This window comes from Rhodococcus sp. YL-1, from assembly GCF_001942025.1.
Taxonomy (GTDB): domain Bacteria; phylum Actinomycetota; class Actinomycetes; order Mycobacteriales; family Mycobacteriaceae; genus Rhodococcus_F; species Rhodococcus_F qingshengii.
On the sequence record NZ_CP017299.1, the window covers coordinates 2,449,082 to 2,462,215 of the forward strand.

General features: G+C 64.8%; 11 protein-coding genes. 8 read left to right on the plus strand and 3 right to left on the minus strand.

The features are described 5' to 3' along the window. Positions 1 to 7: 7 nt before the first annotated feature. The 3 genes from BH682_RS11485 to BH682_RS11495 are packed head-to-tail and all read right to left on the minus strand — an operon-like array spanning position 8 to position 3,584. On the minus strand, positions 8 to 1,252 hold the full coding sequence (locus BH682_RS11485) for a glycosyltransferase family 4 protein (RefSeq protein ID WP_058038602.1): 1,245 nt from the start codon (positions 1,250 to 1,252) through the stop codon (positions 8 to 10). Beyond that, the gene (locus BH682_RS11490) at positions 1,249 to 2,775 is read right to left on the minus strand and encodes a 1,4-alpha-glucan branching protein domain-containing protein (protein WP_075835245.1); all 1,527 of its coding nucleotides are present in this window, start codon (positions 2,773 to 2,775) and stop codon (positions 1,249 to 1,251) included. The genes BH682_RS11485 and BH682_RS11490 overlap by 4 nt, the downstream gene beginning before the upstream one ends. A gap of 29 nt (positions 2,776 to 2,804) precedes the next feature. Further along, a complete protein-coding gene (locus tag BH682_RS11495; protein WP_050794067.1) occupies positions 2,805 to 3,584 on the minus strand; it encodes a class I SAM-dependent methyltransferase in 780 nt (259 codons plus the stop codon). A 271-nt stretch (positions 3,585 to 3,855) separates the two neighbouring features. Between BH682_RS11495 and BH682_RS11500 the strand changes: the two genes are divergently transcribed. The 8 genes from BH682_RS11500 (at position 3,856) to ligA (ending at position 13,108) form a co-directional block, all read left to right on the plus strand. Next, positions 3,856 to 4,656, plus strand: coding sequence for an electron transfer flavoprotein subunit beta/FixA family protein (locus BH682_RS11500; RefSeq protein WP_003944754.1), 801 nt, complete (start codon positions 3,856 to 3,858; stop codon positions 4,654 to 4,656). Between the two features lie 48 nt (positions 4,657 to 4,704). Next, on the plus strand, positions 4,705 to 5,661 hold the full coding sequence (locus BH682_RS11505) for an electron transfer flavoprotein subunit alpha/FixB family protein (RefSeq protein ID WP_003944698.1): 957 nt from the start codon (positions 4,705 to 4,707) through the stop codon (positions 5,659 to 5,661). 135 nt (positions 5,662 to 5,796) lie between these two features. After that, a complete protein-coding gene (locus BH682_RS11510; RefSeq protein WP_003944707.1) occupies positions 5,797 to 6,633 on the plus strand; it encodes a GNAT family N-acetyltransferase in 837 nt (278 codons plus the stop codon). Further along, complete coding sequence (locus BH682_RS11515) at positions 6,633 to 7,532, plus strand: lysophospholipid acyltransferase family protein (RefSeq protein ID WP_007729400.1); 900 nt, start codon at positions 6,633 to 6,635, stop codon at positions 7,530 to 7,532. Before BH682_RS11510 ends, BH682_RS11515 begins: the two co-directional genes overlap by 1 nt. Positions 7,533 to 7,584: 52 nt before the next feature. Next, positions 7,585 to 8,814: a cysteine desulfurase family protein gene (locus BH682_RS11520; protein WP_019747909.1), complete on the plus strand. Its 1,230-nt coding sequence runs from the start codon at positions 7,585 to 7,587 to the stop codon at positions 8,812 to 8,814. Further along, the gene (mnmA, locus tag BH682_RS11525; protein ID WP_075832928.1) at positions 8,814 to 9,926 is read left to right on the plus strand and encodes a tRNA 2-thiouridine(34) synthase MnmA; all 1,113 of its coding nucleotides are present in this window, start codon (positions 8,814 to 8,816) and stop codon (positions 9,924 to 9,926) included. Before BH682_RS11520 ends, mnmA begins: the two co-directional genes overlap by 1 nt. Beyond that, positions 9,923 to 10,945: a methionine synthase gene (locus BH682_RS11530; protein WP_075832930.1), complete on the plus strand. Its 1,023-nt coding sequence runs from the start codon at positions 9,923 to 9,925 to the stop codon at positions 10,943 to 10,945. Before mnmA ends, BH682_RS11530 begins: the two co-directional genes overlap by 4 nt. An 81-nt stretch (positions 10,946 to 11,026) precedes the next feature. After that, the gene (gene ligA, locus BH682_RS11535; protein ID WP_007729389.1) at positions 11,027 to 13,108 is read left to right on the plus strand and encodes an NAD-dependent DNA ligase LigA; all 2,082 of its coding nucleotides are present in this window, start codon (positions 11,027 to 11,029) and stop codon (positions 13,106 to 13,108) included. Positions 13,109 to 13,134 lie beyond the last annotated feature (26 nt).

The window sequence follows — 13,134 nt, forward strand, 5'->3', positions numbered from 1 at the left end:
CAGCGCGTCAGCGACCAGGGAGCGGCCGCTCGGGAATCTGTGGCCGTGCCAACGGCTGCCGCACCCGACGCTTCGCGCCCGCGTAGACGTGAGCAGTCTCCTCGGCGACCTGATGCCAGTCGAAGTCCGATGTCAGGCGTGCGCGGGCGGCCACTGCCCGTTCCTGCGCCCCGGCGGGATCGTCGAGTACCTCGCGGACAGCCGAGGTGAGCCCGGCGATGTCGCCCGGTTGGAAGGACATCCCCGTCACCCCGTCGACGACGGCTTCGCCCAGTCCGCCTGCGGTGGACGTGATCAGCGGAGTGCCGGCCGCCGCCGCTTCGAGGGCGATGATTCCGAACGGCTCGTAGCGCGACGGCAGGACGATGGCGTCCGCTCCGTGCAGCCAGCTGAGCAGTTCCGTGTGATCGAGGTTGCCGAGAAAGTCCACCGCCCGCGCGACGCGATGCGTGCGTGCCTGTTGGTAGAGCCAGGTGAACTGGGTGCCTTCGCCCGCGATCGCGAGGGTCGTGCCGGGGTGGCTACGACGGATTCGGGGGAGTGCTGCGATGGCGTCCTGCACGCCCTTCTCGTATTCCAGGCGGCCGACGAAGAGGAGTTTCGGCGGTCCGGATCGCGGTCCACGTTCGCGAAAGTTCCACGTGGTCAGGTCGATTCCGTTGCGGATGACGGTGATCGGCGGCAGCGTCGGGCCGTAGAGCTCGGTCACTTCTTCCTGCATGGACGCCGAACAAGTTATGAGAGAGTCGGATTCGTTTGCCAGCCACCACTCGACGGAGTGGACCTGGCGGTTGATGCGTCCGGAGATCCAGCCGCTGTGGCGACCCGCCTCGGTGGCGTGAAGTGTGGAAACCAGTGGGACATCATAGAATTCGGCCAGGGCGATCGCCGGATGTGCGACCAGCCAGTCGTGCGCGTGCACGACGTCGGGCTGCCAGCCCTCGCCCACTCCTGGCTTGTGCAGCGCCATCCCGGCACGGACCATCGCGTGACCCATCGCGAGGGTCCACGCGAGCATGTCCTCGCCGAAGACGAAGTGCGCGGGGTCCTCGGCCACTGCGACGACAAGGACGCCCTCGGAAATGTGCGTGATCGTCGGGTGCGTCGACGCATCCGTGCCGGAGGGGCGACGCGAGAGAACGACGACCTCGTGGCCTGCAGCCGCCAACTCGGTGGCGAGATGGTGGACGTGTCGGCCGAGGCCGCCGACGACGACCGGTGGGTACTCCCACGAGACGATGAGAATTTTCACGACGGACTCAGTTCTGTGTCAGGTAGACGGCGAGCATCCAGTCCCGGGAACAACCCGTCGGCGCGATTCCAGCCTTCGGCGAGTCGCTCGGCGACGGCATCGCGGCCGGAAACCAGCGCTTCGGAGATTTCCCTGGTCGCATGGGCGTGCTTGTGCGCACGTTCGCGGGCGTACCCCGCGGCAGAATCCTTGCTCACCATGAATGCCCAATCGCTCGAAACTGTCATCAGTGTCTCGCGAAGTATCTGATCGTTGACGCGGTTTCGCAGTTCCGGTCGTCCGGGTGCGTTGTCGCGTCCGCGAGACTTGTCCACGGTGCCGAGCGCGGTCTCCACCACTTCGGAGTTCAGTTGCACCAGGTCGGACACCTGATCGCCAGCCCAGACACGCCAGTCCTTACCCGATCCCCAGGACGAATCCTCGAGTTGAACGGGTTCGCCGACGTATCCCGATGCCTTGGCGTCGGCGAGGGTGCCGACGCGAATTCCGGCCTCGGGAAGCGCGCGCAGGAGTTTTTCGAGCCACTGCGGACCTTCGTGCCACCAGTGCCCGAACAGTTCGGTGTCGAAAGCTGCGACCACGAGGGCGTCGCGGCCGATGCGGGTGGATTCACTGCGCAGACGCGCCCGAACGGTTTCGACGAAGTCGGCAACATGCTTGTCGACGGCGGCCGCAGCGAGTTCGGGGTCGTACGGCAACTTGTCGGCGGAGTCGACGGTCCGTCCGGTGACTCGCGACGGCTTGAGACCCGTCTCGTGGTCGTAGGTGTGGAAGTCGCGGTAGGCGGCGTGACCCGGATATCCGGACTTGGGGGACCAGACCCGGTAGCTGACCTGCAGGTCGCGGCCGAATGCAACCACGTCGGATTCTCGAACCGGGCGGCCGAGGGACGTGTCGCCGCGCAAGGCGGGGCCGTCGACCATGAAGTGGGTGACGCCCGCTTCGGCGTACCCGCGCTCCATGCCCGGGGTGTACCCGCACTCAGGTCCCCAGATCCCGGTCGGAGTGTGATTCCACCGGGCATGCGCGTCGGCGAGACCTTCGCGGAGGGAGAACGCCCGCAAGCGAGGATCGAGCAGCGGTTGGAACGGGTGGGCCAGCGGCCCGCCGAGAAGCTCGAAGGCCTCGCGATCGATGAGGTCGCGGAACACCGGTGAGGCGCCGTGCTGCCAGTGAGTCTCGAAATCTGCGAGAGCGGCAGCTGAGGCCCGGTGCTCGCGCGCGCCGAGTTCGCGGTGCGCCGCGTCCGGCATGCCGGCAGCCTCGTGGGCGCGGATCTGCCAGTTGCCGAGCCAGTGATGCATCCCGGCGAGGCAGTGGGGATCGTCCAACTGGGCCGCGAGTACGGGCGTGATTCCCAGCGTCAGCAGGTGCGATCGGCCCTCGTCGGCCAGGCGTCGTAGCGCGGCGGCGAGCGGAATGTACGACGCAGCCCAGGACTGGTAGATCCATTCCTCGCCGACTGGCCATCTGCCGTGGTTGGCGAGCCACGGCAGATGGGAGTGCAGAACCAGGGCGAACATCCCCGGTTCGGTGACGGGTGTTGCGTTACTCACTCGCCGGATTCCTTCACGGCAATAGCGACGAGGTCGAGGCTGTCGTCGATGTCGGGTTCGCTGATGCTGAAGTCGTCGACGGTGATGCCCTCGACGTCGCGGGTGAGATCTTCCGGCCAGGGCTCGCCGGCCAACGCGCGGTCGATCTGCGCATTGATGAACGATCCGCCGTGCTTGGCGTCGAGTTCCTTCAGGCGCGAACCGTGGTGGACGCCGGTCATCAACTGAACGCGGAATCCGGCGTCTTCGAGCAATTCGGTCATTTCGGAGGCGTTGAGCTCACGAGTGTGGAAAGGGTTGAGCGGCGTGTCGCGGCCGGGGGAGAAGGTGATCCGGTTGGGGGTGCTGATGAGAAGTTCACCGCCGGGAGCGAGAACTCGGAAGCATTCGCGCAGGAACTGACCCTGATCCCACAGGTGCTCGATCACCTGGAAATTGACGACGACGTCAACCGAGTTGTCCGCCAGTGGAAGCTCGGCGAGGTTGCCGTGGAGCATCTCGACGCGGGGGTAGCGGGCACGGACGTGCTCGACCGCGGAGATGTCGTAGTCGAGGCCGGTAACCTTTGTTGCGACGTCCGCAATCATGTTGGCGCCGTAGCCTTCTCCGGAACCGGCCTCGAGGACTCGGCGGTCCGTGCAGCGCTCCAGAAGTGCGCGGTACACCACTTCGTGGCGTCGGAACCAGTAGTTCTCCTCGGGGATTCCTGGCACGGTTCGTTCGCCCGTCAAGGGCAGGGGTGCGTCCTCGTGGTTGCTGACACTCGTTTCACTCACCCGTGCGAGATTAGTGCCATCCGAGTAGAACGTGTTCGCCGTGGTCCAGATCACTGCTGTCAATTCCTGTTCGTGCCGTTATGGTGGACGAGGTTCCACGTTAAGTTACCCACCGGTAACTTAACGTGGGGTAATCTAACGCACAGCCGACGTGAACCGAGAAATTCGCCCGTAGGGAGACCTGTCGGACTCTCTTTTCGGACGCTCGGACTGCGCGAGCACCACAGACGATTTATCAGGTGAATTACACACAGGAGGTCGACGAAGACCCATGACGAATATCGTTGTTTTGATCAAGCAGGTCCCCGACACATGGTCCGAGCGCAAGCTGACCGACGGCGACTACACGCTTGACCGTGAAGCCGCCGACGCAGTCCTCGACGAGATCAACGAGCGCTCCGTCGAAGAAGCACTCCTCATCAAGGAAGCTCAGGGCGGTGAGGTAACGGTGCTGTCCGCAGGTCCCGACCGCGCCACCGACGCTATCCGCAAGGCTCTCTCGATGGGCGCCGACAAGGCCGTCCACATCAACGACCCGGCACTGCACGGCTCCGACGCGATCCAGACCGCATGGACGCTCGCTGCTGCTCTCGGGCAGATCACCTTCGAGAACGACGAGCCTGCCGACCTGATCATCGCCGGCAACGAGGCCACCGACGGCCGCGTCGGCGCTGTTCCGGCCATCATCGCCGAGTACCTGGGCATCCCGCAGCTCACGCAGCTGCGCAAGGTCGTCGTCGCCGACGGCAAGATCACCGGTGAGCGCGAGACCGACGAGGGCGTCTTCGGCCTCGAGGCTTCGCTGCCCGCGATCGTCTCGGTCACCGAGAAGATCAACGAGCCGCGCTTCCCGTCCTTCAAGGGCATCATGGCCGCGAAGAAGAAGGAAGTTCTCGTCTACACGCTGGCCGACCTCGGAGTCGACCCGGAGACCGTCGGAGTTGCCAACGCCGGCACCACCGTGACGTCCTCCACCCCCAAGCCCCCCCGTACCGCTGGTGAGCGCATCGTCGACGAGGGAGACGGTGGCACCAAGATTGCCGCGTACCTCGTCAGCAACAAGGTCATCTGATCGCGCCCTTCTAGACATCCAGCAGAAGAACTCAGGGAGAGTTAAGTCATGGCAGAAGTACTTGTGCTCGTAGAGCACGCAGAGGGTGCGCTGAAGAAGGTCAGCACCGAACTCATCACCGCTGCACGCGCACTCGGTGAGCCGTCGGCAGTTGTCGCCGGCCCCGCGGGCACCGCAGCAAAGCTCGCCGACGCTCTGGCAGCAGCCGGAGCCGAGAAGATCTACGTCGCCGAGTCCGACGACATCGACGGCTACCTCGTCACCCCCAAGGTCGACGTTCTCGCCGCTCTGGTCGAGTCCACCAGCCCGGCAGCAGTCATCACCGCAGCCGGCACCGAGGGCAAAGAGGTTGCCGGTCGTCTGGCCGCACGTCTGGGCTCCGGACTGCTGACCGACGTCATCGAGATCAAGGCTGACGGCACCGGCGTCCACTCCATCTTCGGTGGCGCGTTCACCGTCGAAGCCAAGGCCAACGGCGACGTTCCCGTCTACTCGGTTCGTCCGGGCGCAGTCGAGGCTGCTCCGCAGGCCGGCGCAGGCGAGCAGATCACCGTCGAGGTTCCGGCTCAGGACGAGAGTGCCGTCAAGGTCACCTCGCGTGAGCCCATTGTCGGCGGCGACCGCCCCGAGCTCACCGAGGCGTCGGTTGTCGTCTCCGGTGGACGTGGCGTCGGCAGCGCGGACAAGTTCTCCGTCGTAGAAGAGCTGGCCGACTCCCTCGGCGCTGCAGTCGGTGCTTCGCGTGCCGCTGTGGACTCGGGTTACTACCCCGGACAGTTCCAGGTCGGTCAGACCGGTAAGACGGTCTCGCCGCAGCTGTACATCGCGCTCGGCATTTCCGGTGCCATCCAGCACCGTGCCGGCATGCAGACGTCCAAGACCATCGTCGCGGTCAACAAGGACGAAGAGGCACCCATCTTCGAGATCGCCGACTTCGGCATCGTGGGCGACCTGTTCAACGTCGCACCGCAGCTCACCGAAGCTGTGAAGTCCCACAAGGGCTGAAAAGCACAAACTGCTGTGCGCCTTTATCAACCCCCCGCGGTTGATAAAGGCGCACAGTGCTTTATTCACCCGGCCTGCATCGGCATGTCACTTCGTCGATACCGAGACGCCGTTCGCGCTCGATAAACCTTGCGCATGACAATTACGTCAGTCCTTCGCTCCGCGAGTGACAATCTCGGCCGTGAGGTCGCCCAGCCGAGATATTCCCTGATCGTCTCCTCCGACCGCGAGCATCGTGTCGCTGCGCAGCGCCTTCGATACCGAGTGTTCGCCTCCGAGCCAGGCTTCTCCCTCCCCGCTTCGGCCGGGGTGTTCGAACTCGACGCCGACGCCTTCGACGAATTCTGTGATCATCTTCTCGTTCGCGACAACATCACCGAGGAGTACGTCGGCTGCTACCGAATGCTGCCGCCGGATTCCGCTGCGGCGGCCGGTGGGTATTACACCGCAACGGAATTCGACATCTCCGCGCTCGATCCGGTGGCGAACAGGATCGTCGAAATGGGTCGCGCGTGCGTCGATCCCGCGCACCGCACCGGATCCGTCCTGAGCCTGATGTGGTCGGGCATCCTGCACTATCTCGAATTGACCGGATACGAGTGGGTGATGGGCTGCGTCTCCGTGCCCGTCTTGCCGAGCCCCGATTCAATTGCCGGCGCCGATGTTCGCGGCGTCCGTGACTTCGTGATGAACAAGCACGCCAGTCCGGGGTCGCGGCGGGTGATCCCACGAAACCCGGTGGTCCTCGGGGGTCTGACGCTCGACGAGATCGCCGCACCGGAACGCGTGACGATGCCACCGTTGCTCCGTGGTTACTTGCGGATGGGCGCGATGATCTGCGGGGAACCTGCTCACGATCCCGAGTTCGGTGTGGCCGATTTTGTTGCGCTGCAGGGCCTTCACTCCGCCAACAAGCGCTATCTGGAACGGCTGCGATCGGCGGCCGCCGCACACGAGTCGGGGATCGGCTGATGACCGCGGCGGTGCCGTACTGGGTGCCGACGAGCCCCTGCGGCGACGGGTGCCTACCCGCGGACGCACCCGGTGTGTCGAGTATCACCGTGATGGCCCGCGGGGTCATGGTCGGTGCCGCACTGTTGACTGCGCCTGTGCTTTCGGCCGGCTGGCTGCTCCCGCGCACCTGGCGTACTGAGATGCAACGCGGATACTCGCGCGCGTTGCTTCGTTGTCTGGGGATGAAGCTGACGGTCGACGATCAGCGGTTGGGGCGCGCGGAACCTGACGGGGTCATGGTTGTCGCCGGTCACGTGTCCTGGACCGATGTCCTCGTCGCGAGCGCCGTTGCTCCGGCCAACTTCGTCGCCCGCGCCGACCTGCTCGACTGGGCAGTGCTCGGCGGTCTCGCGCGCCGGATGCGCGTCGTCCCCATCGACCGCGCTCGCCTGCGTGAACTCCCCGGAACCGTCGACGTCGTTCGCGAACGCCTGCAGCGAGGTGTCCGGGTGATGGTGTTCCCCGAGGGAACGACCTGGTGCGGGCGGGCGTACGGCGGTTTTCGTCCGGCGATGTTCCAAGCAGCCGTCGACGCCGAATGCCCGGTTCAGCCGATGGCGATCCGCTACGAGAACGCCGACGGTTCCCTGTGCACCGGACCCTGCTTTGTCGGCACCGAAACGATCGGTCAGTCCATCCGTCGGATCCTGCGTCAGAAGAACGTCGAGGTGAAGGTCAGGCTGGCTCCGCTCGAGGAGGCAGGGGAGTGTCGAGCCGATCTCGCGCAGCGATGCGAGAGAGCCGTACGCGGCGTCGACATCATCGATCTGGCAGCTCACGACATCTTCGACCCCGCACCGGAACTCGTGACACAAGCCGTGGGACAAATCGATCCTTCCCCGGCGATGAGCGCTTAGCCTGCTGAGCGAGGCTGGTCGAACTCTCGTGCTGGGCTATCCTTGTCAAGCCATGACTCTGCCTGCACACAGTGCCCACGCCGGATTTCCGGTGTACCTCGATCATGCCGCCACGACTCCGATGTCGGCAGCCGCTATCGAGGCGATGACCGATACCTTCAAAACCGTGGGTAACGCGTCCTCGCTGCACGGCTCCGGCCGTGCGGCCCGGCGCCGCGTCGAGGAATCGCGGGAATCGATCGCCGCCAGCCTGGGTGCGCGGCCGTCGGAGGTCATCTTCACCTCCGGAGGCACCGAGAGCGACAATCTCGCGGTCAAGGGCATCTACTGGGCTCGCCGTGACGCAGACCCGCGACGCACTCGCATCCTGGCCAGCTCCGTCGAGCATCATGCTGTGCTCGACGCCGTCGAGTGGCTCGAGCAGCACGAGGGCGCGCGCGTGACGTGGTTGCCGGTCGACGAGAACGGTGTCGTCGATCCGCAGACCTTGCGTGACGAGCTTTCCGTCCACGCCGACGAGGTAGCACTCGTGACGGTGATGTGGGCCAACAACGAGGTCGGCTCGATCATGCCGATCGTGGAGTTGGCGGAGATTTCGGCTGAGTTCGAGATTCCGATGCACAGCGACGCGGTTCAGGCCGTTGCGCAATTGCCGGTCGATTTCGCGGCGAGCAAATTGTCCGCGCTGAGCATCGCGGCGCACAAGTTCGGTGGTCCGCACGGCGTCGGCGCACTGCTACTCGGACGCCAGGTTCCGTGTGTGCCGCTCCTTCACGGCGGCGGACACGAACGTGATCTGCGTTCGGGCACTCCGGATACTGCGGGCGTTGTCGGGATGGCTGCGGCGCTGCGCGCAAACGTCGAGAACTTCGATTCCAGCACAAGGGAATTGGCGCAGTTGCGTGACCGTTTGATCGACGGAGTCCTGGAGATTCTTCCCGAGTCGGTGCTCAACGGCCCGACCGGATCCGATCGGCTTCCCGGTAACGCGCACTTCACCTTCCCCGGCTGCGAGGGCGATTCGTTGCTGATGCTGCTCGACGCCGCCGGTATCGAATGTTCCACCGGTTCGGCCTGCACCGCCGGTGTGGCCAGAGCCAGCCATGTCTTGATCGCGATGGGCGTCGAATCGCCCGTCGCGCGTGGCTCACTGAGATTTTCGCTCGGACATACGTCGAGTGTCACCGATGTGGACGCGCTCATCGCTGCGCTTCCACAAGTAGTAGAGCGCGCTCGGGCCGCCGGTCTTGCCGGTGCCGGTTCGCGTGGAGGGGATCGCTGATGCGAGTACTCGCAGCCATGAGCGGAGGTGTCGACTCCGCTGTCGCCGCCGCCCGCGCTGTCGCCGCCGGACACGACGTCGTCGGCGTTCATCTTGCTTTGTCCACGGCGCCGGGCGCATTGCGGACGGGTTCGCGTGGATGCTGCTCGAAGGAAGATGCCGGCGACGCCAGGCGCGCCGCCGACGTTCTCGGAATACCCTTCTATGTCTGGGATTTCGCCGATCGCTTCAAGGAAGACGTGATCGACGACTTCGTGGCGTCGTACGCAGCGGGTGAGACCCCCAATCCGTGCCTGCGCTGCAACGAGAAGATCAAGTTCACCGCACTCGCCGACCGTGCAGTCGCTCTCGGCTTCGACGCCGTGGCGACCGGTCACTACGCGCGCCTCGAAGACGGCGTCCTGCGCCGGGCGGTCGACGCTGACAAGGACCAGTCGTATGTCCTCGGTGTGCTGACGGCTGAGCAGCTTTCGCGAGCGATGTTCCCGATCGGTGACACACCGAAAGAACAGATCCGCGAGGAAGCCGCCGAGCGCGGTCTGGCTGTGGCGAACAAGCCTGACAGTCACGACATCTGCTTCATCCCGACCGGCGACACACGAGCATTCCTGGGTGCGCGCATCGGCGTTCGTCCGGGAAGCGTCGTCGACGCCGATTCGGGTGAAGTCCTCGCTGCACACGACGGCGTACACGGCTTCACGATCGGACAGCGCAAGGGTCTCGGCGTCGAAGGTCCGGCGGGTGACGGCCGTCCGCGGTACGTGACCGCGATCGAGCCCGAAACCGGAACGGTCCGAGTGGGTTCGGCCAAGAATCTCGACGTCTGGGCCATCTCGGCGCAGCGTGCGATCTGGACCTCGGGCCAGGCGCCGGAGGGCCCCGTCGAATGCATGGTGCAGGTTCGTGCGCACGGTGGACTGGCGCAGGCCGTTGCGGAGGCCGTCGACGACGGTACTTCGAGCGGCGGTATCTCGATCTCGTTGCGCGAACCACTGACCGGCGTCGCAAAGGGACAGGCCGTCGTGTTGTATCGCCCCGACCGCGAACTGGGTGACCAGGTCCTCGGCAGTGGCACCATCTCGGATACCGAATCCGAGCCGAACACACTGTGACGCAGCAGGTTTCCATCGGTGGTCTCGTCACCGGAATCGGATCCTGGCCGGGCACGGATGCCCGCGAAAGTGCCGCAACCATCCTCGGCGAGCTGGGTGGTTTCCCGCATCTGGTGGAGTTGCCGAGCCGCGGACTCGGCGCTGACATGGTCGGCCGGGCGGGGGCAATTCTGGTCGATATCAACCTCGACGCCTCGACCCGTGCCTATCGAGTCGTGCCTCGGAGGGGCAATGTCGCGAAGCGAGCCGAGGACTTTCTGAATCAGGATCTCGACGCGCTCGAGGAAGCCTGGGAGTCAGCGCGCTTGGTCGGCGAAGACCACGTCGTCAAGCTCCAAGTCGCCGGCCCGCTGACACTCGGCGCCGAGATCGAAGTCGCAAACGGTTCGCGAGTTCTCGTCGACCGCGGTGCGCTCCGCGACGTCGCAGAATCACTCGGTGAGGGTCTCGCGCGTCATGCGGCCGAGGTCACTCGCCGCACCGGCGCCGCAGTGGTGATTCAGTTGGACGAGCCGCAGATCGCGGCAGTTCTGGCCGGTTCGCTGCCTGGGCGCACCAAGATGGAGAGCGTTCCGGCACTGCCGGAACCCGAGGCACTCGCCGTACTCGACTCGACGATCAGCGGTTGCGGACTGCCCACAATCGTCCACAGTTGCGGCACAGACATGCCGTGGGATCTACTGAGGCGAAGCCAGGCGTTCGGCGTGAGCTTCGACATGTCGCTCATCGGCTCACGCGATCTCGACGGTATCGGCCAGTTGTTCGACGCCGGCAAGGAATTGGCGCTCGGTCTGGTTCCTTCCGCCCCGCCGGAAAAGCCGGTGACGTGGAAAGAGTGTGCGATGCCCGCCGTCACCCTGATCGATCGTCTCGGCTTCTCGCGTGAACTCCTGCAGAACCAGGTCGCGGTAACCCCAAGCTGTGGTCTTGCGGGTGCGAGCCTCGGGTGGAGTCGAGCCGCCCTTCGGCTGTGTACAGACGTCGGCAAGGCATTGGTGGACGATCCGTCGGCGTTCTAGTGTGTGCGTTCCGATGTGGAGTCGTGTGGTGTGTCGGTGTGAACCGATAATCTTCTAGCTGTGACTGAAACCGCGGATGCAATGCAGCCAGCGCCCAACGAGGCGCGCGAGCAGTGGACGGAGCTGGCCGAAGAGGTACGCCAGCATCAGTTCCGCTACTACGTTCGTGATGCGCCCGTCATTTCGGACGGTGCATTCGACACATTGCTCGGGCAGCTCAATGCTCTCGAAGAGCAGTACCCGGATCTGCGAACTCCCGACTCTCCGACGCAACTCGTCGGTGGCGGATTCGCGACGGACTTCACGTCCGTCGACCACCTCGAGCGGATGCTCAGCCTCGACAACGTCTTCGACGAGTCGGAGCTCCGAGCATGGATCGCCAAGGTAGAGCAGGAAACCGGGCCGGAACTGCACTATCTCTGTGAAGTGAAAATCGATGGTGTCGCCCTCAATCTCGTCTACGAGAACGGCAAACTCGTTCGTGCCGCAACCCGCGGTGACGGTCGTACGGGCGAGCTGGTCACGCTCAACGCTCTGACGATCAACGACATCCCGGAGCGCCTTACCGCCACGGACGAGTACCCGATTCCGAGCCTGCTCGAGGTGCGTGGCGAGGTGTTCTTCCGCCTCGAGGACTTCGCAGCACTCAATGCCTCCCTGGTGGAGGAGGGGAAGGCGCCGTTCGCCAATCCGCGCAACTCCGCGGCGGGCTCCCTGCGTCAGAAGAATCCTGCCGTCACCGCGCGTCGCCGCCTCGGAATGATCTGCCACGGGTTCGGGCGCATGGAAGGTTTCGAGCCGGCCTCGCAGTACGACGCCTACGTGGCCCTCGCCGCCTGGGGTCTGCCGGTGTCCACGCACACCTCACGGGTGGTCGGCGCCGACGCCGTGGTCGAGAAGATGAAGTACTGGGGAGAACACCGCCACGACGTCGAGCACGAGATCGACGGATTGGTGGTCAAGGTAGACGAGATGTCGTTACATCGACGTCTGGGCACCACGTCGCGCGCACCACGGTGGGCTATCGCGTACAAGTACCCGCCGGAAGAGGTCACGACCAAGCTCCTCGACATCCGGGTCAGTGTCGGACGTACGGGTCGTGTGACGCCGTTCGCGTACATGGAACCCGTCACGGTGGCGGGTTCCACTGTGTCCTTGGCCACGCTGCACAACGGATCCGAGGTCAAGCGCAAGGGTGTGCTGATCGGCGACACCGTGGTGTTGCGTAAGGCCGGAGACGTTATCCCCGAGGTCCTCGGGCCCGTGGCAGACGTTCGTGACGGTACCGAGCGCGAGTTCGTCATGCCGACGCATTGTCCCGAGTGCGGCACGTTGTTGGCACCCGCGAAAGAGGGCGACGTCGACGTGCGATGCCCCAATCAGCAGTACTGTCCGGCGCAGTTGCGCGAGCGCGTGTTCCACGTCTCGGGGCGCGGTGCATTCGACATCGAGGTGCTCGGGTACGAGGCCGCGACCGGGCTGTTGGAGGCGAAGGTCATCGGTGACGAGGGTGATCTCTTCTCACTCGACGCCGAGAAACTGATCGAAGTTCCGATCTTCCGCACCAATGCGGGATCCCTGTCCGCCAACGGAAAACGCTTGCTGGCCAACCTGGATTCGGCCAAGGACAAGCCGCTGTGGAGAGTGCTTGTGGCACTGTCGATTCGGCACGTCGGCCCCACTGCCGCGAGGGCGTTGGCCGGCGAATTCGGCTCGCTGCAACGCATTCGGGAAGCCTCGGTCGACGAGTTGGCTGCAGTGGACGGCGTCGGATCGACTATCGCCGCCGCCGTTGTGGAGTGGTTCTCCGTCGACTGGCATCAGCAGATCGTCGACAAGTGGGCGTCGGCCGGAGTACGCATGGAGGACGAACGCGACGATTCGATTCCGCGCAATCTCGAGGGCCTCTCGATCGTCGTCACCGGTTCGCTCGAGACCTACTCGCGTGATCAGGCGAAGGAAGCGATTCTGGTGCGCGGCGGCAAGGCGGCAGGGTCGGTCTCGAAGAAGACTGCGTTTGTCGTCGTCGGTGAAGCGCCCGGTTCCAAGCACGACAAGGCGGTCGAATTGGGTGTGCCGGTGCTCGACGAAGACGGCTTCCGGCGGTTGCTCGAAGATGGCCCGGATGCGGTCGCTCCCACCGATTTGGACGAACCAGAGTGACTTTGTCCGATTTCTGAGATTGGTGT